At 68.2% G+C, this 26,178-nt stretch carries 21 protein-coding genes and 1 tRNA gene; 6 read left to right on the forward strand and 16 right to left on the reverse strand.

Annotation, left to right across the window (positions count from 1 at the left end):
• Nucleotides 1-22 precede the first annotated feature (22 nt).
• From SOM26_RS12920 to SOM26_RS12980, 13 genes are all read right to left on the reverse strand, one after another.
• Nucleotides 23-400 carry a response regulator gene (locus SOM26_RS12920; RefSeq protein WP_320453131.1) on the reverse strand — a complete coding sequence of 126 codons (378 nt, stop codon included), beginning with the start codon at nucleotides 398-400 and terminating at the stop codon, nucleotides 23-25.
• A gap of 29 nt (nucleotides 401-429) precedes the next feature.
• A complete protein-coding gene (locus SOM26_RS12925; RefSeq protein ID WP_320453189.1) occupies nucleotides 430-1,020 on the reverse strand; it encodes a chemotaxis protein CheD in 591 nt (196 codons plus the stop codon).
• Complete coding sequence (locus tag SOM26_RS12930) at nucleotides 1,017-2,033, reverse strand: protein-glutamate methylesterase/protein-glutamine glutaminase (protein WP_320453132.1); 1,017 nt, start codon at nucleotides 2,031-2,033, stop codon at nucleotides 1,017-1,019. The genes SOM26_RS12925 and SOM26_RS12930 overlap by 4 nt, the downstream gene beginning before the upstream one ends.
• Nucleotides 2,033-2,914, reverse strand: a complete 882-nt coding sequence (locus tag SOM26_RS12935) for a CheR family methyltransferase (RefSeq protein WP_320453133.1) — start codon at nucleotides 2,912-2,914, stop codon at nucleotides 2,033-2,035. Before SOM26_RS12935 ends, SOM26_RS12930 begins: the two co-directional genes overlap by 1 nt.
• Nucleotides 2,911-5,112, reverse strand: a complete 2,202-nt coding sequence (locus SOM26_RS12940; RefSeq protein ID WP_320453134.1) for a chemotaxis protein CheA — start codon at nucleotides 5,110-5,112, stop codon at nucleotides 2,911-2,913. Before SOM26_RS12940 ends, SOM26_RS12935 begins: the two co-directional genes overlap by 4 nt.
• A 13-nt stretch (nucleotides 5,113-5,125) precedes the next feature.
• Nucleotides 5,126-5,395, reverse strand: a complete 270-nt coding sequence (locus SOM26_RS12945; RefSeq protein WP_320453135.1) for an STAS domain-containing protein — start codon at nucleotides 5,393-5,395, stop codon at nucleotides 5,126-5,128.
• 85 nt (nucleotides 5,396-5,480) lie between these two features.
• Nucleotides 5,481-6,923, reverse strand: a complete 1,443-nt coding sequence (locus SOM26_RS12950; RefSeq protein WP_320453136.1) for a methyl-accepting chemotaxis protein — start codon at nucleotides 6,921-6,923, stop codon at nucleotides 5,481-5,483.
• Between the two features lie 175 nt (nucleotides 6,924-7,098).
• Nucleotides 7,099-7,614 carry a lactoylglutathione lyase gene (gloA, locus tag SOM26_RS12955; protein WP_320453137.1) on the reverse strand — a complete coding sequence of 172 codons (516 nt, stop codon included), beginning with the start codon at nucleotides 7,612-7,614 and terminating at the stop codon, nucleotides 7,099-7,101.
• A 73-nt stretch (nucleotides 7,615-7,687) separates the two neighbouring features.
• On the reverse strand, nucleotides 7,688-8,113 hold the full coding sequence (locus SOM26_RS12960; protein ID WP_320453138.1) for an organic hydroperoxide resistance protein: 426 nt from the start codon (nucleotides 8,111-8,113) through the stop codon (nucleotides 7,688-7,690).
• Between the two features lie 117 nt (nucleotides 8,114-8,230).
• On the reverse strand, nucleotides 8,231-9,619 hold the full coding sequence (locus tag SOM26_RS12965) for an efflux transporter outer membrane subunit (protein WP_320453139.1): 1,389 nt from the start codon (nucleotides 9,617-9,619) through the stop codon (nucleotides 8,231-8,233).
• Nucleotides 9,616-10,812, reverse strand: coding sequence for an HlyD family secretion protein (locus SOM26_RS12970; RefSeq protein WP_320453140.1), 1,197 nt, complete (start codon nucleotides 10,810-10,812; stop codon nucleotides 9,616-9,618). Before SOM26_RS12970 ends, SOM26_RS12965 begins: the two co-directional genes overlap by 4 nt.
• Nucleotides 10,809-12,458 (reverse strand): MFS transporter, encoded by a 1,650-nt coding sequence (locus SOM26_RS12975; protein ID WP_320453141.1) that lies wholly within the window; start codon nucleotides 12,456-12,458, stop codon nucleotides 10,809-10,811. The genes SOM26_RS12970 and SOM26_RS12975 overlap by 4 nt, the downstream gene beginning before the upstream one ends.
• A gap of 104 nt (nucleotides 12,459-12,562) precedes the next feature.
• Nucleotides 12,563-15,088 carry a PAS domain-containing hybrid sensor histidine kinase/response regulator gene (locus SOM26_RS12980; RefSeq protein WP_320453142.1) on the reverse strand — a complete coding sequence of 842 codons (2,526 nt, stop codon included), beginning with the start codon at nucleotides 15,086-15,088 and terminating at the stop codon, nucleotides 12,563-12,565.
• 296 nt (nucleotides 15,089-15,384) lie between these two features.
• Between SOM26_RS12980 and acs the strand changes: the two genes are divergently transcribed.
• Nucleotides 15,385-17,337, forward strand: coding sequence for an acetate--CoA ligase (gene acs / locus SOM26_RS12985; protein ID WP_320453143.1), 1,953 nt, complete (start codon nucleotides 15,385-15,387; stop codon nucleotides 17,335-17,337).
• 141 nt (nucleotides 17,338-17,478) lie between these two features.
• Here acs and SOM26_RS12990 read toward each other — a convergent pair whose 3' ends face one another.
• Nucleotides 17,479-18,345, reverse strand: coding sequence for a peptidylprolyl isomerase (locus tag SOM26_RS12990; RefSeq protein WP_320453144.1), 867 nt, complete (start codon nucleotides 18,343-18,345; stop codon nucleotides 17,479-17,481).
• A gap of 96 nt (nucleotides 18,346-18,441) precedes the next feature.
• Between SOM26_RS12990 and SOM26_RS12995 the strand changes: the two genes are divergently transcribed.
• A tRNA-Ser gene (locus SOM26_RS12995) sits at nucleotides 18,442-18,532 on the forward strand.
• Nucleotides 18,533-18,646: 114 nt separating this feature from the next.
• Here SOM26_RS12995 and poxB read toward each other — a convergent pair.
• Complete coding sequence (gene poxB / locus SOM26_RS13000; protein WP_320453145.1) at nucleotides 18,647-20,371, reverse strand: ubiquinone-dependent pyruvate dehydrogenase; 1,725 nt, start codon at nucleotides 20,369-20,371, stop codon at nucleotides 18,647-18,649.
• A 169-nt stretch (nucleotides 20,372-20,540) separates the two neighbouring features.
• Nucleotides 20,541-22,718 carry a catalase gene (locus tag SOM26_RS13005; RefSeq protein WP_320453146.1) on the reverse strand — a complete coding sequence of 726 codons (2,178 nt, stop codon included), beginning with the start codon at nucleotides 22,716-22,718 and terminating at the stop codon, nucleotides 20,541-20,543.
• Between the two features lie 221 nt (nucleotides 22,719-22,939).
• Between SOM26_RS13005 and SOM26_RS13010 the strand changes: the two genes are divergently transcribed.
• Genes SOM26_RS13010 through SOM26_RS13025 form a run of 4 tightly spaced genes read left to right on the forward strand, consistent with a single transcriptional unit; the run spans nucleotide 22,940 to nucleotide 26,176 of the window.
• On the forward strand, nucleotides 22,940-23,950 hold the full coding sequence (locus tag SOM26_RS13010) for a glycosyltransferase family 2 protein (RefSeq protein ID WP_320453147.1): 1,011 nt from the start codon (nucleotides 22,940-22,942) through the stop codon (nucleotides 23,948-23,950).
• Entirely contained in the window at nucleotides 23,947-24,942 is a 996-nt protein-coding gene (locus SOM26_RS13015; RefSeq protein WP_320453148.1) for an acyl-CoA dehydrogenase family protein, read from the forward strand. Before SOM26_RS13010 ends, SOM26_RS13015 begins: the two co-directional genes overlap by 4 nt.
• Complete coding sequence (locus SOM26_RS13020) at nucleotides 24,939-25,589, forward strand: PIG-L deacetylase family protein (protein WP_320453149.1); 651 nt, start codon at nucleotides 24,939-24,941, stop codon at nucleotides 25,587-25,589. Before SOM26_RS13015 ends, SOM26_RS13020 begins: the two co-directional genes overlap by 4 nt.
• Nucleotides 25,586-26,176 carry an SAM-dependent methyltransferase gene (locus tag SOM26_RS13025; RefSeq protein WP_320453150.1) on the forward strand — a complete coding sequence of 197 codons (591 nt, stop codon included), beginning with the start codon at nucleotides 25,586-25,588 and terminating at the stop codon, nucleotides 26,174-26,176. The genes SOM26_RS13020 and SOM26_RS13025 overlap by 4 nt, the downstream gene beginning before the upstream one ends.
• The last annotated feature ends 2 nt before the right edge of the window (nucleotides 26,177-26,178 follow it).

The raw sequence follows: 26,178 nt of genomic DNA on the forward strand, positions 1-26,178 counted from the left end.
GTCGGTTCCTCGGGCGTGGGGATCAGTGCAGCACGCGGCGAATGGCCGCGGCAAGCTTTTCCGGGTTGAAGGGTTTCACGATCCAGCCGGTCGCCCCGGCCTCGCGCGCGCGCGCCTTCTTCTCATCGGAGCTTTCGGTGGTCAGCACCAGGATCGGCAGGTTGCGATGCCCCGGCTGGCGGCGCAGCGCCTCGATCAGGCCGAACCCGTCCATGCGCGGCATGTTGATGTCGGTAATGACCAGGTCGGGGGCGGTGGCGGGCGTCACGCCGTCCAGCGTATCGAGCGCATGGATGCCGTCTTCGGCCTCGATCACCTGATACCCCATATCGGTCAGCGCGGCGCGCAGAAGCATTCGCATGCTGGGCGAATCGTCCACGGTCATGATGGTCTGGGACACGAAGGGGCCTTTCGACAGAATCTGGGTCATTAGAAGAACTCCACGTCGCCGGTTGCGGCGGGTGGCGGGGTGGGGCGGGCGACGCGTGGCGGCGGGGCCAGCGCGTCGGTGACATGGCGGCACCGGGCAAGGCCTAGCGCCGGACGGAACTCGACACGGCGCGCACTGACCCCGCCGACATCCTCACCGACCAGCGCGATTCGTTCGTCCGCCAGGAAGCGGCGCGCGAATTGCGCATTGGCGGTGCCGATGTCGCGGAACCCGTCACGCATCATCGCACCGCCGAACAGCCTGGCTTTCAGGCTGTGCCGCTGTGCGCCGAGCGCCATCATCGCGTTGATCAGAACTTCCATCGCATACACACCATAGCGCTGCATGGATTTAGGATCCGTTTCACCCATGCCCGGTTCGGCGAGCAAAAAGTGATTCAGTCCACCGACGCCCGCGATCGGATCGTAGAGGCATGCCGAGATGCAACTGCCCAGGACGGTGGTCAGGACGATCTCCTTGTCCTGGCTGACGCGGGTTTCTCCCTGGATCACCGCGACCCGGCGCAGGCCGTCGCGTTGCGCCAGGTTCGTGATCGGGCGCGCGGTGGCGAGGGGCGGGACCGCGATCATGCGCGGCACCGGTCGATCAGCGCGGGCCCGATGCGGGTCAGCGTCAACTGGCGCGCAACCGCGCCGATTTCCTGCGCGACGCCCGGCATGCCGTAGACCACGCAACTCTCCTTGTCCTGGCCGATGGTGAAGCCGCCCTGGCCGCGCATGGCCAGCAGCCCCTGCGCACCGTCACGGCCCATGCCGGTCAGGATCGCGCCGACGGCATGGGGACCGGCAACCTTGGCGACGCTTTGGAACAGGCGGTCGACCGAGGGGCGGTGGCCGCTGGTGGGATCGTCGGGGATCAGGCGCGCGCGATACTGGCCCTCGCTGCCGCCGATCTCCAGGTGATGGGTGCCGCCGGGCGCGAGATAGACATGACCGGGCAGAAGCGGCTGGCCGTGCCGCGCCTCGGCCACGGTCGGCTGCGACAGCCGGTCGAGCCGCGCGGCGAAGCTGGTCGTGAAGGTGGCGGGCATGTGCTGGACGATGACGGTTGGCGGGCAATTGGCCGGAAAGCCGCTCAACACCTGGATCAGCGCCTCGACCCCGCCGGTGGATGCGCCGATCGCGATCAGCGATTTCGCGCGCGGCTCGAAATGCACGCTGGGCACCGGTGCCGCGGCGGGGGCATCGTTCAGGCGAACGCGACGGCTGCCCGCCGCGGCCTTCACGCTGGCGACCAGGTTGCGGTCGACGCATCCCGCCGCCGGTTTGGCGCAACATTCGACCGCGCCCAGCTCCAATGCGCGGATCGTGGTGTCCGCCCCCGCCTGGGTCAGTGTCGACAGCATGACGACGGGCATCGGGCGCAACCGCATCACCCGTTCCAGGAAGTCGAGGCCGTTCATGTCGGGCATCTCGACGTCCAGCGTGATGACGTCGGGGTCCAGCGCCTTGATCATCTCGCGCGCCTGGTGCGGGCCGTTGGCGGCGCCGACGACCTCGATATCGGGATCGCGGCTCAACATGCCCGCGATCAGTGCCCGCATGGTGGGGGAATCGTCGACGATCAGCGTTCGAATGGCCATCAGGAGACTTTCTGAAAAGCGGTGCGGCCTATGCAGCGGAACCGGTCGGCGACCTCGGTCGGAATACGTTCGGCATGGCCGATATAGATGATACCGCCCGCGACCATCTGGTCGGCGAAGCGGCCCATCAGCCGTGCCTTGGTGGCATCGTCGAAATAGATCATGACGTTGCGGCAGAAGATGACGTCGAACGGCCGCTTCATCGGCCAGCCGCGCAGCAGGTTCAGCTCGCGAAAGGCGATCGGCGCGCGCAGCGCGGGATGCAGTTCCTCCTGCTCGCCGACACGGCGGCACCAGGCGCTGCGCATCGCCGCGGGCATCGCGCGCGTCGTGTCCAGCGCATAGCGCCCCGCACGCGCGGTCGCGATGACGCTGGGCGACAGGTCGGTCGCCAGCAGGCGGAAATCCTGGCTTGCCAGCTTCTCGGCGGCGCGCGGGTCCTGGCCCGCGATCGTCATCATCAGCGAATAGGGTTCCTCGCCGCTGGAGCAGGCGGCGGACCAGATCCGCACCCGCCCGCCACCGGCCAGCCGCTGGCGAAATTCCGGCCACAGGCTGTCGCGGAAATGTTCGAAATGGTGGTTTTCACGGAAGAACGAGGTGTGGTTGGTGGTCAGCGCGTCGACCGCGCGGGCGCGTTCCTCGGCATCGCTTTCGACCAGCGCCAGATAGGTGGGAAAGTCGTTCAGCCCACAGGCGCGCAGACGCCGGGCCAGCCGCCCATAGATCAGCTTGGCCTTGCTCTCGGGCAGCAGGATGCCCGATTCGGCATAGATCAGGTCGGCGATCGCGCGGTGGTCGGCCGCCGAGAAGGCGAACTCCATCTCGCGGTCGGGCGTCGGCGCGCCACCGCGACCGGTCAGGGCGGCAAGCGCGCTCATGCGGCGAGGTTTTCGAGGAAGGCCGCCGCGCCCGAGCCACGCCCGTCACGCCGCCAGCGGCCGATCAACGCGTCGACATCGAGGATCAGCGCGACCCGACCGTCGCCCAGGATGGTCGCACCGGCCAGACCATGGATGGCGCGGTAATTGGCCTCCAGGCTCTTCACCACGACCTGGCGCTGGTCCTGGATCGAATCGACCATCAGCACCGCCTGGCCCTGGTCGCTTTCGACCACGATCAGCACGGCCTTTTCGGGCTGGGCGATCGCGCCGGTCACGCCCAGCTGCTCGCCGACGCGGTGGACGGGGACATAGGTGCCGCGCACGTCGAGCAGCGGCGACTGGCCGCCGACGACATGCACCTCGTCGATGCCGGGGCGCAGGCTCTCGACGATATGGGTCAGCGGAATGACGAAGGTCTGGTCGCCGACGGTCACGATCATGCCGTCGAGCACCGCCAGCGTCAGCGGCAGGCTGAGCGAGAAGCTCGACCCCTTGCCCAGTTCGGACTGGATGCCGATGCGGCCGCCCAGCGCCTGGATGTTCTTGCGCACCACATCCATGCCGACGCCGCGCCCCGAGATGTTGGAGACGACGGCGGCGGTCGAGAAGCCGGGGGCGAAGATCAGATTGTCGATCTCTTCCTCGGACAGCGGTGCGTCGGGCGCGATGATGCCGCGCTCGATCGCCTTGGCCTTGACCCGCGCGCGGTCGATGCCGCGTCCGTCATCGGCGACCGTGATGACGATCCGGCCCGACTGGTGCGCGGCGGACAGGGTGACGACGCCTTCGCCGTCCTTGCCCGCCGCCTTGCGATCGGCCGGGGTTTCCAGGCCATGGTCGACGGCGTTGCGGATCAGGTGGGTCAGCGGCTCGCCGATACGCTCGACCACGGTCTTGTCGACCTCGGTCATTTCGCCCTCCACCTCCAGGCGGACGCGCTTGCCGGTCTCGACCTCCAGCTCGCGGATGATGCGCGGCACGCGGCTGAACACCGTCTTCATCGGCTGGGCGCGGATCGCCATGGTCGAATCCTGCAGCTCGCGCGTCAGGTGGTCGAGGTCGGACAGCTCGGGGATCGAGCCCATCTCGTTTTCGGACAGGCGCTGCGCCAGCATCGCCTGGGTGATGACCAGCTCGCCGACCAGGTTGACCAGGCGATCCAGCTTGTCGAGGTCGACGCGGATCGTCTGGGTGGCGGCGACGCGCGGGCCACCGGCGGTTTCGGCCACTGCGGCAGCGGCGGGTGCCGCAGCCTGAGCCGGAGCCTGAACCGGAGCCGGTACAGCAGGTGTGGGCGCGGGGGCGGGTATGATGACGGGCGTGGGCGCGGCGACGATGACCGGCGCGGTCTCGACCACGGGGGCGATGACGACGGGCTCGGGCTCGGCCTCGACCGGTACGACCGGCGTGGCGTCGGCGCGGGTGACGGTCAGGCGGCAATGCGGATCGGCAAAGTCGAAGACCGCCCGGATATCCTCTTCGTCCGCCGTGCCGGGCAGCGCCATGGTGAAGCCCAGATAGGAGCGTTCGGCATCCAGTCCGTCGAGCAGCGGCAGCGCGGACAGGTCGGCGCCCAGCGTCCGGCCGCCCATGCGAACCAGTTCGCGCAGCGCCAGCATGGGCTCGGCCCCGTGGTCGAAGGCGCGCGGACCGGGATGGATGGTGACGATCCACTCGGCGATCACCGGTTCGGCCGGGGCGGCGAACTCCGGCTCCTCGAGCATCGCGAACAGCGAGTCGAAATCGTCGAGTGCCGGGGCGGCATCGGCCACCGGCTCGGCGGCGTCATCGTCCAGATCGGCAGGGCTCGAGCCGATATCGCCATTGGCGGCCGCCTCCAGCCGATCGAGCATCGGCTGGTCGGCGGGCAGCGCGCCCTCGCCCCGCGCGGCGGCGACATGGTCGGACAGCGTGTCATAGGCCGCGACGATCAGGTCGATCAGCGCGGGCCCCAGCGGCAGCGTGCCGTTGCGGATCAGGTCGAGGACGGTTTCGTAATGGTGCGAGAAATGCTGGAGCCGTTCATGCCCGAACGCCCCGGCGCCGCCCTTGATCGAATGGACCGCGCGGAAGACGGTATTGATCGTCTCGTCGTCCTGCCGCCCGCGCCGCAGGTCGTCAAAGGCGGTTTCCAGCGCGCCGAGACCTTCCTCACACTCCTGGAAGAAAATCTGCTGGATTTCGTCGAGGTTCATCGGGTCGGCCCCTTCAGGCAGCGGCGACGAGGCTGTCGAGCCCCGCCAGCGCGATCATCGAAGCCAGCGGCTCGGATGGGTGGTGCAGTTCGAAATCGGCGCGGACCGACGCGGCCATGGCCTGTGCGCTGGCCAGCACCTGGAGACAGGCCTGGCCCGCCTGCGCCACCTGCGACCCGTCGACCGACACGGCATCGCCCGATGCGATCAGGTCGAGCAGCGCCTGGCGCAGCGGCGCGGCGGCGGCGGTGTCGAGCACGGGGGCGAGGGACAGGGTCGACATGGTCGGGCTCCGGACGGGCTGGCGGGAACGGGAAACGGAAAGGCGGATGCGTCGAAAGGGGCGGGGATAGACCCCGCCCGGTAGGTCAGAATTCGGTCCAGTCGTCGCCGTTCACCGCCAGGGCGGTATTGCCCGACGACGACGGTACGGCGCGCGCGGTCTGGGCGATGCGGCGCCCGGCGGCGGCGGCGCGCTGCTGCAACTGATGGACGGGCTGGGCGGAAGGCTGGGGGGCCACGAAGCGGTCCTCCGGCTGGTTGTTGATGCGGAAGCGGGCGATCTCGCGCGCCAGGCCGTCGGCCTCGACCGCCAGCGAGCGGGCGGCGGCGGTCGCCTGCTCGACCATCGCGGCGTTCTGCTGGGTCACGCCGTCCATCGCGGAGACTGCGGTGTTGACCTCCTGAAGCCCGATCGCCTGCTTTTCGGCGGAGCTGGCGATGGTTTCGACCAGCGTGCTGATCTCGGTGATCTGGCCGATGATCCGCTCCAGCGCCTTGCCGGTCTCGCTGACCAGGCCGACGCCCGATTCGACCTGTTCGGAGCTGGCGAGGATGCGCGACTTGACGTCCTTGGCTGCGTCGGCCGAGCGCTGCGCCAGGGCGCGCACTTCGGAGGCGACGACCGCGAAGCCCTTGCCCGCGTCCCCGGCGCGTGCCGCCTCGACACCGGCGTTCAGTGCCAGGAGGTTGGTCTGGAAGGCGATGCCGTCGATGACGCTGATGATTTCGGAAATCTCGCTGGAGGCGCGTTCGATTCCGGCCATGGCGGTGACGGCGCGGCGCACGACCTCGCCCGACTGCTGCGCCTCGATCCGGGCATCGGCGACCGCGCGGTTGGCGCGGTTGGCCCCCTCGGCGGTCTGGCGGACGGTCGAGGTGATCTCGTCCATCGCGGCGGAGGTTTCCTCCAGGCTGGCGGCCTGCTGCTCGGTGCGCTGCGACAGATCGTCCGACGCCTGGCGGATGTCGTTGGCACCTGCGTTGATGCCATGCGTGGCGACGGTCACCGAGCCCATGGCACGGGCCAGCGAATCGGTCGCGCGGTTGAAGTCAGTGCGCAGCTTGTCATAGTTTGCCGGGAATGGCGCATGGATGGTTTCGGTCAGGTTACCGTCCGCCAATTCGCTCAGGCCCCGGCCCAGCGCTTCGACGACGATCTCCTGCGCTTTTGCCGCTTCCTGGACCTTGGCGGCGTTGCTCTGGAACACCTTTATGGCCTTGGCCATGCGGCCGATACAGTCGCGATAATCGGTGTAGAGGACGTCCTGCCTGACGTCGCCCGCCGCCAGGGCCTCCATCGCCACGACGCTGCCGACATACGGATCGCAGATCAGTTTGCGGCTGACGCGCATGATGACGAACGACAGCACCAGGACGGCGGCGGCGGCGATGACCGGCGGGGTCAGGACCAGGCCACCGCTCGCCATCATGGTCGCGCCCAGGCCGATGGCCGCGAGACCGGTGTAGACGATCGTCAGAACGTCGAATTTCAGACGAATGGGGGCCGTCTTGGCAAACCAGGACAACATAACGGCGGACCTCTCCAACAACCGGCTTGCGAGCGGGAGCGCTCGGTGCGGACGGAAGATGGGGGAGATTCGCCCCGTCCTCCGGTGTGAGTGACCATTATGGACAGGACGAGTAAATATCCGGTTTCCATATGGACCACGCCCGGAGAAGGGGCAGTTATGCGTCGTTTCTGAATTATCGTGCGGTGGTCAGGCTTTGCGTCATTCCCGAGGCGGAAAGGATTTCGATCCAATATCCGTCGGGATCGATGATAAAGGCGATGTCCTTCATCTTGCCGTCCTGCGGTCGCTTCTTGAAGGTTACGCCCAGCGAATCGAATCGTGCGCACGCCTCGGCGACATCGGCCACGCTGATGCCGATATGGCCAAAGCCGCGCGGATCGGCATTGCCGTCATGATAACCCTGGAAATCGGGGTCCGACTCGGTGCCCCAATTATGGGTCAGCTCCAGCGTCGTCTCGCGGTCGAAGATGAAATGCGCACGTTCGACCGGATCCTCGGGGATCGATTCGCCATCCGCCAGATAGGCGAGGAAATAGAGCGAGAAGCGCATCTCCTCGAAATCCAGCTTCTGGAGCAGCGTCATGCCCAGCACGTCCTGGTAAAAGGCGAGCGAGGGCTTCGGATCGCGGATGCGCAGCATCGTCTGGTTGAGGGCAAAGCTTTCGGTGCCGGTCGGGCGGGTCATCATCGGGTCCTTTGGAAAGACAAAGCCCTCCGCCGGGCGAGCGGGCGGAGGGCTTCGGAAAGGGTGGCGTCGGGGCTCAGGCGAGGGTCAGGCCGACATCCACATTGCCGCGGGTCGCGTTGGAATAGGGGCACACCTGATGCGCGGCGTGCATCAGCTTCTCGCCCTCGGCACGATCGACGCCGGGCAGGTCGACCAGCAGGTCGACGGTGATGCCATAGCCGCCTTCCTCACGCGGGCCGAAGCCGACTTCGGCGGTGACGGTGGCGTCCTGCGGCACACGCACGCCTTCCTTGCCCGAAACCGCCTTCATCGCGCCCAGGAAGCAGGCCGAGTAACCGGCGGCGAACAGCTTTTCCGGGTTGGCACCTTCGCCGCCCGGACCGCCCATTTCCTTCGGCACGACCAGCTTGACGTCGACCGAGCCATCCTCGCTACGCGCCGCACCGTCACGACCGCCGGTTGCCGTAGCCTTCGTCTTGTAGATTACGTTCACGCCCATATCGGCTCTCCCATTGCTCATTCGGTTCGCAGGGGTCAGCGCGCCAAGGCCGCTGGCGTTCCATGACCCGTACCGCTCACTGAAAGCGATTGCGGCCATCGTCCCCGGGCGTGCGACCTATCGCGCGGTGGCGCGGATCGCGTCCGCCGACCAGCCGCCGCCCATCGCCTGATACAGGGTTATATAGGCGGTCAGCTGATTGGCCTGCGCCTCGGCCAGCGCCAGTTCGGCGTTGAGCAGCCCGCGCTGCGCATCGAGCTGGTCGATATAGCCCGAATAGCCCGCGCGGTAGCGGTTGGAGGCGATGCGCAGGCCGTCCGCCTGCGCCGCGCGCTGCCCGGCCAGCGCCACCGCCTGCTCGCCCGATCGCCGGACCGAGGCCAGGCTGTCGTCCACCTCGCGAAACGCGGTCAGCGCGGTGCGGCGATAGGCATAGGCGGCCTGGTCGCGCCGCGCCGCACCGGCATCGGCCTGTGCGCGCAGGCGGCCCGCATCGAAGATCGGGGCCAGCACGCTGCCGCCGATCGAAAAGACGGTGATTGGATTCTGGAGCGCGCTGGACAGCACCACGCCCGCCGTGCCGGTCAGCCCCAGGCTGGGCAGCATCGCCGCCCGCGCACTGTCGAGCGAGCGGTCGGCGGCGACCAGCGCCTGTTCGGCCTGGAACAGGTCGGGGCGGCGGCGCAGCAGGTCGGCGGGCAGACCGTCGGGAATGGCGGGGCGGACCAGCCGGTCGATGGCCAGGCCGCGCGGGATGGGCCCCGGCGTGCCACCGATCAGGACGCTCAGCGCATTCTCCTGTCGCGTGACGGCCAGCCGTGCGGCGGCGACGAGCTGTTCGGTGGCGCGATATTCACCCTGCGCCTGCCGCAATTCCAGATTGGAGGTATAACCCGTCTCGGCCCGGCGCCGCGCGATGCGCAGCGCATCGTCACGCGCGGCCAGCGTCTCCTCGGCGATGTGCAGCCGGTGGTCGAGCGCGCGCAGCGTCACATAGCCGCTGGCGACCCCGGCCGCGAGCGCCAGCCGAACGGTATCGCGCGCGGCCTCGGTTGCCAGCAACTGCGCGCGTGCGGCCTCGCGGGCGTTGCGCAAGCGGCCGAACAGGTCGAAATCATAACTGGCCTGGACCAGCGGCTGCGCGCCCAGCTGGTCCAACCCGGTGCCGAAGGCGGTGACGCTGCGCCCCTCGGACAGCGGCAGGCCCGCCGAGACATTGGGCGACAGCTGCGCGCGGGCGAGCCGTTCCTGGGCCCGCGCCTCCTCGACACGCGCCGCCGCACTGCCCAGATCGGGGCTGTCGGCCAGCGCGCGGGTGACGAGCGCGGTCAGCTGCGGGTCGCCGAACGCCTGCCACCAATCGGCCGCGATCGGGCTGCCGGGGCCCAGGCTGGTGCGCCAGGCGGGCGGCGGCACGACGGCGCTGGCGGCCGGGGCGGCGGGACGCGGGCCGATGCACCCGGCCAGCAGCAGCGCGGCGGCAAGAGGCAGGGCCGTCGCCTTCATCGCACGGTCGGCCCGCCCGAGGTGTCGACGCTGGCCTGGACCGACATGCCGGGGCGCAGCCGCTGGCTGAGCGGCTGGCCCGCATCGACGCGGATGCGCACGGCGATGCGCTGCGGCACCTTGGTGAAGTTGCCGGTGGCGTTGTCCGACTTCAAGACCGCGAACTCGGACCCGGCGGCGGGCGAGATCCGCTCGACATGCCCCTTCAGCCGGGCGTTGCTCAAGCCATCGACGGTGAAGCTGGCGGGCTGGCCAACCGCCATGCGTGCGGTCTGCGCCTCCTTGAAATTGGCGATGACCCAGGTTTCGGGCGGCACCAGGAACATCAGTTGCGATCCCGCCGTGACATATTGGCCCAGGCGCACGCCGACTTCGGACAGGCGGCCGTTTTCTGGAGCGCGGACGATGGTGTTGGCCAGATCGATCTGGGCCAGTTTCTGCGCGGCCTCGGCCCCCGACACGCCGGCCTGCTGACCGCCGCGCCCGACCTGGACGGTGCGGACATCCTGTCGGGCGATCTCGCGCGCGGCCTGGGCCTGGCGCAACTGCGCCTGCGCCTGGCGTAGCGCGGCCAGCGTCTGGTCGCGTTCGCGCAAGGATACCGATCCGTCGGTGACGAGGTCGTCGACCCGCGCCATGTCGGCACGCGCGCGCATCAGCTGCGCCTCGGCATTGGCGACCGCGGCGTCCTGCGCGGCGAGGCTGGCGGTTCGCGACGCCTGGGTCTGGCGGCTGTTGGCGAGGGTGGCGGCCTGCGCCTCGACCTGCGCGGTGGCCTGGTCCACCCGCTGGCGATAGATGCGGTCGTCGATCTTCACCAGCGGCTGGCCCGCACGGACCGTCTCGAAATCCTTGACCGTGACGGCGGTGACATAGCCGCTGACCTGCGGCGCGATCACGGTGGTGCGGCCACGGACATAGGCATTGTCGGTCGACTGTATCGCGCTGGAAAAGGGCGGTAGCCGCCAGGCGGCCAGCACCGCCGCGATGCCGCCGATCACGAGCAGCGCGATCAACGCGCGCGAGCGCCATCCACCAGATGGCGGCCGCCAGCCCGAGGCTATGGCAGGCGGCGCCGCCGGGGCGGGGCCGGTAGCGGGGCCGGTCGCGGGGGCGGGCGGGGGGACGCCCGCCTCGGCGGCGGCGGCCTCGGTCATCGGGGTGGGGGATACGGGCGAACGGGTGTCAGTCATGGCTTGGCCTCGGCCGCACGGGCGCGGCGTGCGCGCCGCCAGGTCAGCAGCGCGAGGAACAGGGTGACGGCGGCCGCCAGGGCGGCGACCAGTCGGAATACGTCGTTATAGGCCCGGATATTTGCCTCGCGCGTGGCGGTCTGCGACAGGAGCGCGGCACCCTCCGCGCGGGCAAGCGTCGGGTCGCCGACCACGCCCGACACCCGCGCACCGCCCGCTGCGATCCGTTGCGTCACCTGCGGGTCGGTGGGGTCGATATTCTGCACGATGGCGGCGCTATGCGCCTTTTCGCGGATCGTCTGATAGGTGCCGAGCAAGGCTGTCCCGCCCAGGCTACCCACCGAATTGAGCATTCCGAACAGCGCGATGAAGCTGATGACGTGGCCCGCCCCCTGTTGCAGCGCACGGGTCATGCCGAACAGCAGCGACGGGCCCAGGAAGAAGGTCGTGGAAAAGGCGATCACCGCCTGCGTCGCATATAGTTCGGGTGCGCGGGTCAGGTTGGTCGAGAAGCTGTCGGCATAGGCGGCGATGGCGACCAGCCCGATCGCATACATGACCGGGTGGGTCAGCCGCGTCACGTCCAGCGTCACCGCGCTGGCGACGACCCCGGCGACCGAGGCGATGAAGGCGATGGTGAACAGCGTCCCGAACTGGTCGTTGTTCTGGCCCAGCGTGGTGAGCAGGCCGACGGCGCCGAAATTCTGTTCGGAAAAGACGATGCGCGCCATGATCGTGACGATCGCGAAGCGCACGATATCCATCGACCCCAGCCAGCGCGTGTTGAGCAGCGGATTGGCCCGGTGATGCTCGATCCACAGCGCGGCGGCGAGCAGCGGAATGGCGATGACCAGTGCCCAGCCGATCCACGCGGCCTGCGTCCACCAGACCAGCCGCCCCTGGCCCAGCACCGCGCAGAACAGGCCGATGGCGGGCGCGTAGAGCACGAAGGTCAGGAAATCGAGCGGCTCGAACGCCTTCTGCCTCTGGGTCGGGGGCAGGCGCAGCGCGATGATCGAGGCCAGGCTGATCGCCGCCAGCCCGAATTCGAACAGATAGAGTGTTCGCCACTGCGACATGGCGAGCAGGTCGGGCGAGAACAGCCGGGCGAGCGGTGTCGCGCATTGCGGCACCCCGATGCCCAGCACGATCGCCTTCAGCCGCCACTTCGCGGGCAGCGCCTGCATCATGTAATACATGCCCAGCGACGACAGCGCGGCCGCCGCCATGCCGCTGGCCGCGCGCACCGCGATCGCCGTCGAAAAGTCGCGCACGAACAGATGGGCAAAGGCCAGGATCGTATAGAGGCCCGAAAAAACCAGCGCGAAGGGGCGCAGGCCGAATTGCTGGCGGAACTTGATGAGCAGCAGGTTGATCGACGCGTTGGTCATCACATAGGCGATGGGCAGCCACGCGATCTCTGTGGGGTCGAGCCCCAATGCGCCCTGAAGCTGGATCGTGTTGACCTGGACCAGCGCATTGCCCAGCCCGCCGGTCAGCCCGATCAGGACCGCGATGACGCCGTAGGCCAGCCGCCGCCGTCCGGGATGGTCGAAATTGCCGGGCGATCCCGGAATGGTCGGCTTCTCATGGGGAGCGAAGGACCATTCCTCCTCGCTCCAGAAATGCCGAAACCGCGATTCCATCCCCGTCCTTTCGTCCCCCCGCGCCAAACGCGCAAGAGGATGAATCGGGTGCGGAATAATCCATGACACCCGGTTGCAGCGACGCCGTCCCGCCCGGCAAAGCCTTACCCGTCGAGCATCGCCCGGATACGCGCGGCCAGGTCGGCGAAGTCGAACGGCTTGGTGATCAGCGCCACGCCCGCGTCTAGCCGTCCGCCATGCACGATCACGTCGCGGGCATAGCCGGTGGTGAACAGCACCTTCAATTCGGGGTGGAGCGCCCGCGCCGCCGAGGCCAAGTCCGCGCCGGTCATGCCGCCCGGCAGGACCACATCGGAGAAGAGCAGCGCGATTTCGCTGGCCCCCGGCGACTCGAGCAGGGCGAGTGCGGTCGCGCCGTCCTCCGCCTCCAGCACGTCATAGCCCAGTTCGCGCAGCGCCTCGGTCGAATAGGCGCGGACATCGGCATCGTCCTCGACCACCAGGATCGTCTCGGACCCGTGGGTCGGTCGCGACACCGGTGCGACGGTCTCGATCGGCGGGGCGACGCCGTCAAAGCGCGGCAGGAACAGGGTGACGCAGGTGCCCTCGCCGGGCTTGGACTCGATTTGAACCTGTCCGCCCGACTGCTTGGCGAAGCCGTACACCATCGACAGGCCAAGGCCCGTGCCCTTGCCGACTTCCTTGGTGGTGAAGAACGGCTCGAACACGCGGCCCAGCGTCGCGCGGTCCATGCCGGTGCCGGTGTCGCTGACGTCGATCGCGACATAATCGCCCGGATCGGTGGGATAGGGCACCGGCCCCGCCGCCATCGTCGCCAGTCCGTCGAGCGTGGCGTTGCGCATCGTGATCGCCAGGGTGCCGCCATGCGGCATCGCATCGCGCGCATTGACCGCCAGATTCAGGATCGCGCTTTCCAGCTGGTTGGGATCGGCCTCGACCGTCCACAGGCCGGGCGCGCTCGCGACGGTCAGGTTGACCTGCTCGCCCAGCGTCCGGGTCAACAGGTCGGACAGCCCGTCGACCAGCCGTTGCGTATCGACCGATTGCGGGGCCAGTGGCTGGCGCCGCGAAAAGGCGAGCAGCCGCTGGGTCAGCGTCGCGGCGCGCTTGGCCCCGGTCATCGCATTGGTCGCGGCCCGCCGGGCGCGCGGATGCTCGTCGGTGGGCAGCAGCCGGTCGAGCATTTCCAGATTGCCGACCACCACCTGGAGGAGATTGTTGAAGTCGTGCGCGATGCCGCCGGTCAGCTGGCCCACCGCCTCCATCTTCTGGCTCTGGCGCAACTGCGCCTCCATGTCGTGCAGCCGTTCCTGCTGCGCAAGCCGCTCCGAGACGTCGGTCGCGAACTGGTACGCACCGATCGGCGTCCCCTCCGCCGAGACCAGCGGGCTGAAGCGCAGCTCGTAATGGTGCCGCTCCCCCGCCGGATCGTCGAGCGCCTGGATGACCGCGAACTCCTCGCCCGCCAGCGCGCGCGTCCAGTAATCGCGCATCACCGACAGGATCTCGGGCCGCCCGGCCATCGCCTCGACCTTGTGCTGGCCGATCTGTGGACGGATGCCGAACAGCCGTTCGAAATCCTCGGCGGCGGCGCGGTTGATCGCCAGATAGCGGTGGTCGAACCCCAATACCTGGACCAGCGTACCGGTCGAATCGATGATGTCGGCGAACAGCTTGCGCTCGGCCAGCGCCTCCATCACCCGGCGCTCCAGCACCGCGTTGATGTCGCGCAACGCCGCCTCGGCGCGGCGGCGCTCGTCGATGTCGACGACCGATCCGATCATGCCCAGGAAGGTGCCGTCATCGTCGAAGCGCGGAATGGCGGTGACCATCACCCAATGATAGCCGCCATCGACCTGGGCCAGCCGATATTCGATCTGGAACGGGCGCTGGTCGGCCATGGCATCGCGAAATGCCCGCTCGGCCATGTCGCGGTCGTCGGCGTGCAGCATCGCGGCCCAGCCGAAATGCAGCCCTTCGCCGACAGGCTGCCCGGTCTGCAACGTCCAGGTGCGGTTGATATAGGTGCAGCGCCCCCCGGTATCGGTCACCCACATGACGATCGGCGCATGGTCGGCGACGTTGCGGAACCGCGCCTCGCTCTCGCGCGCGGCGGACAGGGCGTTTTCGCGATCCTGCCGGTCGCGCATCCGCGCGCTGCTGTCGATCACCGTCGCCATGATGCCCGAGGGGTGGCCGTGCTCGTCGGCGATCGGCGTATAGTCCAGGTCCAGCCAGTGCTGTTCGGTCGCGCCCCCTTGTCCTAACAGCATCGCCTGGTCGCGAAACGCCAGCGTGCGCCCGCCCAGGCCCGCGGCGATCACCTCGGCGTTGAAGGCTGCCACCTCCGGCCAGCATTCGACCAGCGGACAGCCCAGGATCGCCGGGTGCCGGTCGCCCGAAAAGGCGGCGTAACCGGCATTGTAGATCAGGATGCCCTCCGGCCCCCATATCGTCGCCATCGGGATCGAGGATGCCAGGACGATCCCGATCGCGGTCAGACGGCTCTGCGGCCAGTCCGAAATCGGCCCGAGCGGGGTGGCCGACCAGTCGAAACCCGCGATCAACCGTCCCATCTCGCCGCTTCGCGCCAGAACAGCGGCGAAACCGGCTGGTATGTCGGTCGGGCCGTGGGCAGTCGCGGTCATGCTCGTTCCGTCCCCCCCTTCGAAACCTGACGATAAGCCGCTGTAGCGTTGCTTGGGCACGAGGAATAGAGGGGGTGATCCATATCTTGCCCCAGGTGGATCAGATTGTCGGGCCTCCCCCGCGTCGTCTTGATGCCGCCGCGCCGACATTGTGAATATCGGTCGTCAACGCGGTGACATTTTGCCGCGCCAGGTTGACGCCCCGCCCGACCCGGGAAGCACTTTGTCATGGAGCCGATAGGCAGGTGCCATGTTGGACTGCTAAGGATCAGGCAAAAGACAGGAGAGAGATCGACATGAGCGCCCATGTTCACCCCGTTCCCGAATGGGCCGATAGCGCGTCCATGGATGCGCAAGGTTATGCACGCGCCTATGAAGCGGCGAAGGCCGACCCCGATGGATTCTGGCGCGAGGAGGCGCAGCGGCTCGACTGGATCACGCCCTTCACCACCGTGAAGGACACCAGCTTCGACGAGGCGGATTTCCGCATCAACTGGTTCGCCGACGGCCAGTTGAACGTCGCCGCGAACTGCATCGACCGGCATCTGGAAACGCGCGGCGACCAGGTCGCGATCCTGTGGGAGGGCGATGCGCCCGGCACCGATCGCCGCATCACCTATCGCGAACTGCACGAGCAGGTCTGTCGCCTGGCCAATGCGATGAAGGGGCTGGGCGTCGCGAAGGGCGACCGCGTCACCCTGTATCTGCCGATGATCCCCGAGGCGGCTTTCGCCATGCTGGCCTGCGCGCGGATCGGTGCGATCCATTCGATCGTGTTCGGCGGCTTTTCACCCGAGAGCCTGGCCAACCGCATCGTCGATTGCGATTCGCGTATCGTCATCACCGCCGATGGCGGTTGTCGCGGCGGCAAGGCGGTGCCGCTGAAGGCCAATGTCGACGCCGCGCTAGAGCATGACGGCGTGGCGGTCGACCATGTCGTCGTCGTCCGCCACAGCGGCGTCGATGTGACGATGAAGGACGGCCGCGACCAATGGTATGGCGATCTGGTCGACGCCGCCGACCCCGACTGCGCGCCCGAGCCGATGGGGGCGGAGGACCCGCTGTTCATCCTCTATACCAGCGGATCGACCGGCAAGCCCAAGGGCGTTCTGCACACCAGCGGCGGTTATCTGCTCTGGGCGTCCTACACCCATCAGCATGTGTTCGATTACCGGGAGGGCGAAATCTTCTGGTGCGCCGCGGATGTGGGCTGGGTCACGGGGCACAGCTATGTCGTCTACGGCGCGCTGGCCAATGGTGCGACGACCCTGATGTATGAGGGCGTGCCGAATTACCCGGACCATAGCCGCTTCTGGCAGATCGTCGACAAGTACAAGGTCGCGACCTTCTATGCCGCACCGACGGCCCTGCGCGCGCTGATGCGCGAGGGCGACGAATGGGTGAAGAAGACCGACCGTTCCAGCTTGCGCGTGCTGGGTTCGGTCGGTGAGCCGATCAATCCCGAAGCCTGGGAATGGTATTACAAGGTGGTGGGCGAGGGGCGCTGCCCGATCGTCGACACTTGGTGGCAGACCGAGACCGGCGGCCACATGATCGCCCCGATCCCCGGTGCGGTGGCGCTGAAGCCCGGCTCGGCGACGTTGCCGCTGCCAGGCGTCTTGCCGCAGATCGTCGATGCCGAGGGCAAGGTGCTGGACGGCGCGGTCGAGGGCAACCTCGTCATCGCCGATAGCTGGCCGGGGCAGATGCGTACCGTCTGGGGCGATCACGACCGCTTCTTCCAGACCTATTTCACCACCTATCCGGGAAAATACTTCACCGGCGACGGATGCCGCCGCGACGAGGACGGCTATTACTGGATCACCGGCCGGGTCGATGACGTCATCAACGTGTCGGGCCACCGGATGGGCACCGCCGAGGTCGAATCCGCGCTGGTCGCCCATGCCAAGGTGGCAGAGGCCGCCGTGGTCGGCATGCCGCATGACGTGAAGGGGCAGGGCATCTATGCCTTCGTCACGACGAACGCGGGTGTCGAGGAGGATGAAGGCCTTCGTGCGGAGCTGATCCAGTGGGTCCGTCGCGAGATCGGGCCGATCGCGACGCCCGACGCGTTGCAGTTCGCGCCGGGCCTGCCCAAGACCCGCTCGGGCAAGATCATGCGCCGCATCCTGCGCAAGATCGCGGAGAATCAGGTCGATGCGCTGGGGGATACCTCGACGCTGGCCGATCCGGCGGTGGTCGACCACTTGGTTGCCAACCGGATCGAGCCGGGGAAAAAAGCGGCGTAACCGGGACGGGGCCGCTGGTTATCCGGCGGCCCCCTATTCCCTTGGCCTTCGACTTCGCTCAGGCTGAACGTAGCTTGGTATGATGGGCCTTATTCCCTCGCTCCGTTCAGCCTGAGCGAAGTCGAAGGCCACGCTAAACCCTCAAGGCGCCTTGCGGACCGGCGGCAAGGCTGCACAGATATCCACGCCCCCCGCAGGCACGGTGAAGAAGTCGTTCCTGCGATTCTCCCGCGCCTTGATCCACGCGGCAAAGCGCGGGGATACCGTCTCCCGATACTGGTAATGCGGACGCTGCCCGGCCGGGATTTCACTCGCCAACCGTGCCGAGACGATGGCCAGCCGCTGCCCTTCGTCCTTGTAGAAACCCAGGTCGCCGGTGCCGCGCGGCAGGGTGGACAGCGCGTCCATGCCGTCGACGATCCGCCCGGCTACCGCGATATTGCGGTCCAGCGCGCGCGGGGACTGGCCGATGATCGTGTAAAGTTCGGCCCCGGTGCCGGTGCTGGGCGCCAGGTCGCGCGCGACGCCGACCATGCCATAGCAATGCGGCATCCACTCGCGCGTGCCGTTGCCCGCCAGCGGCCAGCCATCGCGGCTATACCCCGCCCAGGTCGCGTAAGGGTCGGGCTTGCTCAACCGTGCGACCGCGCTGCTGCCCGGGCGGTCATATTCAGCCGGGGGATTGGCGACGATGCCGGTCGGCAGCGGCTTCTTCTCGGTCGCATCACCCCATTGCGCGACGTAATTCTCCTGCACGCGGTACACGCTGGTCCCCTGATCCCACCAATGCGCCCGCGCCAGCGCACGGATGTTGGCGACATGCACCGGGGCCTGCCCGGCCGCCAGCCGCATCGTCACCGTCCGTCCGTTGGACAGGGTGAAGACCAGGATCTCGTCATCGGGCACCGCGATCCAGTCGCCGGGCAAGGGATCGCCAGCTTGTACAGGCAGAGCGGGGGCGGGCGAGGCCTGCGCAAGAAGCGCGGCCAGCAGAAGCGCGATCGTCATGGGGACCAAGACTGCCCCAGCCCGGCGTCCCACGCAATCGCTTGCGCGAGGCCGCGAAGCGCATTAGGGGCGCGTGTTCCAGGCATGGACTCATGCGGAGCGGTGGCCGAGTGGTCGAAGGCGCTCGCCTGGAAAGTGAGTATACGGCAAAACCGTATCGAGGGTTCGAATCCCTCCCGCTCCGCCATTAATCCGGTACAATGTGCCAGTGTTCACCATCTCGCGGCCGGTTAAACTGCCACATCATACCGGGAATCCAACGTCGAGCCGGATTCTCGGTTGAGAACCCGGCGCGCGCCCGTCAGCGGAACAGATTGGCCTTGGCCAGCTCGATCACCTCGTCACCGCGCCCGCTCAGGACCGCGCGGGCGGCATAGAGGCTGAAGCCCTTGGCCTGCTCGGCCTGGATCTTGGGCGGCATGATGAGTTCCAGCCCTTCGGTCACGACATCGACCAGCGCCGGGCCGTCATGCGCGAACGCCTCGCGCAACGCCGCCTCCAGCGCGTCGGAGCGGGTGACGCGGGTGCCGAAATAGCCCATCTCGCGCGCGATGGCACCGAAGTCGGGATTCTTCAGCGAGACATTGGCATCGACATAGCCCGACGCCTTCTGCTCCATCTCGACAAAGCCGAGCGTCGAATTGTTGAAGACGACGACCTTGATCGGCAGGTTCATCTGCACGGCGGTCAGCATGTCGCCCATCAACATGGTCAGCCCCCCGTCGCCCGACAGCGACACGACCTGTCGCCGGGGAAAGGCGCCCTGCACACCCAGCGCCTGGGGCAGCGCGTTGGCCATCGAGCCATGGTTGAACGAACCGATCAGCCGCCGCTTGCCGTTCATCCTCAGATAGCGCGCCGCCCAGACTGCGGGTGTACCGACATCGGCGGTAAAGACCGCATCCTCGGCGGCGATCCGGTCGACCGTCGCGGCGACGAATTGCGGGTGAAGCGGCTTTTCGCCGTCACGCGGGGTGGCCAGATCGTCGAGGCCCTTGCGCGCGTCGCGGTAATGCGCGCGCGCCTTTTGCAGGAACCGATCGTCGCGACCGGGGCGGACCAGCGGGGTCAGCCGCTGCGCGAATTCGCGCACATCGGCGACCACACCCAAGTCGAGCGGCACGCGGCGGCCCAGCGCACCGGGATCGCGGTCGACCTGCACCACCTTGGCCTTTTCGGGGTAGAAGTTGCGATAGGGAAAATCGGTGCCCAGCATCAGCAGCGTGTCGCACTCCATCATCGCGTGATAACCCGACGAGAAGCCGATCAGCCCGGTCATGCCGACGTCATAGGGGTTGTCGTACTCGATCCACTCCTTGCCGCGATAGGCATGGACGATCGGCGCGTTGAGCGCGGCGGCGAGCGCCACCACCTCGTCATGCGCACCCGCCGTGCCCGAACCGCAGAGCAGCGTCACCGCCTTCGACCCGTCGACCAGGTCGGCGACCTGACGTAGCGTGGCCTCGTCAGGCACCAGCCGGGGCGTGGCGAGCGCGGGGAAGGGAACGGCGCGCGTATCGGGGGCCTTTTGCAGCGCCACGTCGCCGGGGATCACCAGCACCGCCACGCCGCGCTGTCCGATCGCGGTGCGGATCGCACGGTGGAGCAGCTCGGGCATCTGGCGCGCGTCCTGCACCATCTCGCAGAAATGGCTGCACTCGCGGAACAGCTCGGTCGGGTGGGTTTCCTGGAAATAGTTGAGCCCGATCTCGCTTGACGGGATATGCGCGGCGATCGCCAGCACGGGCACATGGTTGCGGTGACAATCGTACAGCCCGTTGATGAGGTGCAGGTTGCCCGGCCCGCAACTGCCCGCGCATACCGCCAGCGCGCCGGTCGCGGCGGCCTCGGCACCGGCGGCGAAAGCGCCCGCTTCCTCGTTGCGGACATGCATCCAGTCGATCTTGCCCGAGCGGCGCAGGCTGTCGTTAAAGGCATTGAGGCTGTCGCCGGTCACACCCCAGATGCGCTCCACCCCCGCTTCCAACAGCGTATCGTGAAGCAGGTCGGCGATCGTCTTGCTCATGAAATCCACGTCCATCCATTGCGGGCCGGCGCCCCGAGAGTAGCTGTAGAACGCAAAGGCGCGCGGTTCGCCTCCCGGCAAAACGCGCAAACGTAAATGCAGGACGTGCAATCGCGCCCCTCCCCCACACCGTCGCTCCAGGATCGGTGCGGGGAGGGGCGCTGTCGCCTCAGGCCATGGCGGGGGCCGGGGCGGCGTCGAGGTCGACGCCCGGCTCACGCGCCCAGAAGCGCAAGGCGCGACACTGGGTAACGAACGCCTTGGCATCCTTGCCCTTGGCCAGTGGCACGAAGCCGTCGTCGCGCGCCGTCACGCCCGCCGCATCGAACAGCGTGGCGGCCGCCGCGCTGTGACCGATGAACTTGGCATGGGCGAAGGCGTCGGCAACGAAGTCCTTGGCGGTGGCATCGCGCGCCAGAAGCGCCACCCCTTCCTCCGAAGGCAGGACCGCGACCGCATCGTACAGGACCGAGGGACCGCCATCGATCTTCTGCTTGGCGGCCACCTTTGTCCCGTCGTCCAGGGTGACGCCACCGATCTTGGGCGCGATGACTTCCCAGATGGCACCTTCGGCCTGAAGCGCCGCGGTCAGCGCGGCGAACAGGTCCGCGCTGCTGCCATCGGTCAGCAGCAGGCCCATCTTGCGTCCCTTGAAGTCCTGCGGACCGTTGGACAGGATGCTCAGCTTGGGAGAGGGGCGCAGGTCGAGCGTGGGTTTCGCCGCCTTGGCCGGTTCGGGCAAGTCCAGGCCCAGCCCGTCGGCCACCGTGGCGGCCAGTCCCTCGTCGATCAGGCGCAAATGCGACACGGCGCGGGCACGGATGTCGACGCGCTCGACCTTCGACAGTTCGAACACCAGCGCGTCGCCGATATGCTTCTGCTCCACGGGCAACTGGCTGATGAAGAACTGCCGGGCCTGGCTGTAATGGTCGGCGAAGGTCTCGGCGCGGATACGCTGCTTGGTGCCCTGCACCTCGGCGGGGAAGCTGCGATAGCCGATCGTCGGATTTTCACGCGGGCCGCCATCCGGGCCCCAGCTGTTCGGCTCGTAATTGGCGCGCCCCTTGGGGTTGTGCATCGCCATATGGCCGTCCTGCTGGAAATTCATCACCGGGCAGCGCGGCGCATTGACCGGGATGTGCGTGAAGTTCGGCCCGCCCAGCCGCTTCAGCTGCGTATCGAGATACGAGAAGTTGCGCCCATGGAGCAGCGGATCATCCGAAAAGTCGATGCCGGGGACGATATTCTGGGTGCAGAAGGCGACCTGTTCGGTGGCGGCGAAGAAATTGTCGACATTGCGGTTGAGGGTCAGCGTGCCGATGATGCGGACGGGCACGTCTTCCTCGGGGATCAGCTTGGTCGAATCGAGATGGTCGAAGGGCAGCCGGTCGGCGGTTTCCTGGTCGAACAGCTGGACACCTAGGTCCCATTGCGGAAAGTCGCCGCCCTCGATCGCCGTCCACAGGTCGCGGCGATGGAAATCGGGGTCGGCGCCGTTGATCTTCACCGCCTCGTTCCACAGCACCGATTGCAGGCCCTGGCGCGGTTTCCAGTGGAATTTGACGAAGGTCGACCGACCCTCGGCATTGACCAGCCGGAAGCTGTGGACGCCGAAGCCCTCCATGGTGCGGAACGAGCGTGGGATGGTCCGGTCGGACATCTGCCACATGACCATATGCCACGCTTCGGGGCTCAGGGACGCGAAGTCCCAGTAATTGTCATGCGCCGACTGCGCCTGTGGAAAGGCACGGTCGGGTTCCTGCTTCACGGCATGGACAAGGTCGGGAAACTTGATCGGGTCCTGGATGAAGAACACGGGGATGTTATTGCCGACAATGTCCCAGTTGCCCTCCTTCGTATAGAATTTGACGGCAAAGCCGCGCACGTCGCGCGCCAGGTCCATCGACCCCTTGTTGCCCGCCACCGTCGAGAAGCGGACGAACACCTCGGTCTGCTGCCCGACCGTGCTCAGCACATCGGCGCGGGTATGATCGGCCAGGCTGTCGGTCAGCTCGAAGACGCCGTGCGCGCCGTAGCCACGGGCATGGACCACGCGCTCGGGAATACGCTCATGGTCGAAGTGGAAGATCTTTTCGCGCAGGATGAAGTCTTCGAGCAGGGTCGGTCCGCGCTCGCCGGCGCGCAGGCTGTTCTGGTTGTCGGCGACGGGGATGCCCTGCTGGGTGGTCAGCGTGCGTTCGGCGTCCTGCGTCGTCTGATGGGTTTCGCCACCATGGCCCTGCGCCTCGGCATAATGGGTCGGCAGGTCGGCCCCGGCGGGAAGGACGGGGGCGGGGGCCTGTCCCTCGATCTTGCCGTCCGCGCGCGCGCTTTTCTTATTGGCCATGATGCTGTCTTTCGTCGTGAATGGGTTATCCCTTTCAACGCGCGGATCGGCCAATCGCCCGGCAACTAAATGGTTGATATTGATCAAGGTCTTTGTGCGCTGCTTCGCCTACACTTTGTGCGATGATCGGTATCGATCGACGGCTGCGGCGGATTTTCGCGCCCGGACCATGATGCTCGGGGAGGACGGTTCTGTTCGACGTTCTGTTCGACAAGGCACCCGTGGTCATCTGCGTCCCCGCCCGTGACGAGGTGGCGATGCTGCCCGGATTGCTGTCGGCAATCGCCGCGCTTTCGGTCGAGCGCGACAGGCTGAGCCTCTGCCTCTATCTCGACGATTGCCGCGACGGCAGCGTGGCGCTGCTCGACCGGCTGGCGTCGGGCCTGAACTTTCGGCTGGTCGTGGCGCGGGGCGGGGATCGGGGCGCGCCCAATGCCGGGGCGGCCCGGCGCGCGGCGCTGGCCATGGGGCTCGATCTGCTCGCAGGCGGCGAAGGGGCATTGTTCACGACCGATGCCGACAGCCAGCCGGGGCGCGACTGGATCGCCGCAGGGATCTCGGCGCTCGCCAGGGCGGAGGTCGCGGCCGGGCGGATCGTCCGCCGCGATGCCGCCGCCGATCCGCAGCAATGCCGGATCGAGGCCTATTACGACCGGCTGCACCGTCATCGCCGGATCGTCGATCCCGTGCCCTGGGAGGCGTGCGACACGCATCACTTCAGCGGCGGCGCCAATATCGCCATCCGTGCCTCGGCCTATCGGGCGCTTGGCGGGATCCAGCCGCTGTCATCGGGGGAGGATGCCCGGTTGCTCGACGATGCGGGGCGTGCCGGGATGCGGGTGCGGCGCGACGGGGCGATGCTGGTCGAAACCTCGTCCCGGCGCGAGGGGCGGATTGCGGGCGGGCTGGCCGGGCTGTTGCGCGCGCTCGACCAGGGGGAGCCGCCGCGCCTGGCCGATCCGCGCGAGGCATCGTGGCAATGGCGCGGGCAGGCGGCGGCGCGGACCGGCTTCGCCGCGATTGATCGCGTCGATGTGCGTGCGGCCCTGGGCGATCGGCTGGGCCTGACCCCGGATCATATCCTGGGCGTCGCGCGCGACTGTCCCAATGCCCAGGCGTTTGCGATGCGGGTCGTACCTTCGTCGCCGGGCGCGGGCGTGTTGGTCACGCTGTCGGAGGCCGAGGCATTGTTGACGGAATTGGAGGGCCAAGGGTGCGAGATCGCGGCATGAACGCCATGGCGGACGCCTTGCGCGATACCGTCGCGGCGGCGGGCTGGGCGGAACGGCCCGTCGGGGATCCGCCGACGGCCGAGGTCTATGTCGCGTTGCTGCGGCAGTTGTACGAGATGGGTCGTCGTGACCTGCCGCTCGGCCGTTTGGTGGAGGGGCATGTCGATGCGGTGCAGATCGTCCGGCGCTATGGGTCCGCCGCGCAGGTCGATCGGCTGGGCCGCGCCCTGGCGCACGGCGCGACGCTGGGCGTGTGGAATGCCGCGCTGCCGGGCGAGCCTTTGCGGCTGGACGAAGGCAGCCTGACCGGCGGCAAGAGCTATGCGTCGGGGGCGGGGGTGCTCAGCCATGCGCTGGTCACCGCGGACACCCCCGGTGGCGTGCAACTGCTGCTGCTCGACCTGAATCACGTCGTCCCCGCCATCGACCGCGACTGGTGGCGGGTGACCGGGATGCAGCGATCCGAGACGCATCAGGTGCGCTGGGAGCGCGCCGCGATCGAGGCGGACGACCGGATCGGCACGCCGGGCGTTTATGCGCGCGAGCCTTTTTTCAGCGGCGGGGCGCTGCGCTTCGTGGCTGTCCATGCCGGGGGCATCGCCGGGATCGTCGACCGGACGCGCGACCATTTGGTCGCGACGGGCCGTGCGGGCGATCCGTTCCAGGCGGCACGGCTGGCCGAACTGTTCGGACTGGCCGATGGCGCGGCGGCGATCGTTCGGCGCGCCGCGCATTTCTGGTTCGAGGATACGGCCCCGGAGGAAGCCCGGCTGGCGCAAGTGGCCGCAGCCCGGCTTGGCGTTGCCGATGCGGCCGAGCGTGCCATGGCGACCGCCCGAGAGGCGGTGGGGCTGGCCGGGCAGTTCACCGCGCATCCGCTCTCGGCCCTGCTGAGCGACTTGACGGTCTATCTGCGCCAGCCGGTCCCCGATGCGCAGCGCTTGCGGGTCGGACGCGCGGTCGAGCAGGGTCTGCTGGTGCCATCCTTATGAGGTTGCGCCTTGCGGGAGTGACCCGCGCGGTCGTCGTGGCGCCGCATCCCGATGACGAGGTGATCGGCGCCGCCGCGCTGATCGCCGCGCTGCGCCGACAGGGGAGCCATGTCGCGGTGATCGTGGTCAGCGACGGTGCGGCCTCGCACCCCGACAGCGCCGCCTGGCCACGACCCCGCCTGATCGCGGCGCGGGAGCGGGAAAGCCGATATGCGCTGCGCCGCCTGCGTGTCGGTCGTCGCGACGTGACGTTCCTGCGCCTGCCCGATGGCGCCCTGCCCGCGCAGCAGGACCGCTGCCACCAGCGGCTGGACCGGGGGCTGCGGCGGCTGGGGCGGATCGATCTGCTGGTCGGTCCGGCGGCGAGCGATGCACATCCCGACCACCGCGCGGTCGCCGCAGTGCTGGCGCGGTTCCGGTTCGCGGGGCGGCGGCTCGCCTATCGGGTCTGGCCACCACAGCGCGCCACGGGGCATCGCTGCCGCTGCATATCGCTGCCCGGCGGCGCGGCGGCCAAGCGATCGCTGATCGGGACGCATCGGACCCAGCTGGGGGCGATCAGAGACGACCCGCAGGGCTTCACGATCGCGCGGCACGAACTGGCGGTCTTTGCCCATCCGGTCGAACGCTTCGTGGAGGGCCGATGACGCGTGCCATCGACCTGAGCGGTTTTGCCGACAAGTTTGCGGGCGATGATGATCCCTGGCGCACCTTTTCCAGCCATGACGAGGGGGTGAAACGCGCCGCGATCCTGCACGGCCTGGGCGCAGGGCCGCTGGGCCGCGTGCTGGAGCTGGCCAGCGGCAACGGGTCGAACAGTCGAGCGATCGCCCCGCGCGCGCGGCGGCTGGATGCGACCGAGGGGACGATCGAGGGCACCCGCCTGACCGCGCAGGCCATCGCCGTCTGGCCCCGCGCGCGGGCCATCCCGCTGGTCCTGCCGGGTGGCTTTCCACGCCCGACCTATGACGCGATCGTCATTGCCGAGTTGCTGTATTACCTGTCGCCGCACGCGATGCGGCAGGTCGCGGCGCAGGTCGCCGCCAGCGTGCGGCCGGGCGGGCGGCTGATCCTGGCGCATCACCGGGTCGATTATTACGATTTCGTCCAGCATGCCGCCGCCATCCAGGCGCGGTTCCTGCGCCTGACGGGGGTGGCGTGGCATGTGCGTACCGTCCGCCGCCGCGCCCGCTGGCACGTCTTGGTCGCGCGGCGCGGCGGCGGTTGCGTCTGATG

The organism is Sphingomonas sp. CFBP8993 (assembly GCF_034044895.1).
Taxonomy (GTDB): domain Bacteria; phylum Pseudomonadota; class Alphaproteobacteria; order Sphingomonadales; family Sphingomonadaceae; genus Sphingomonas.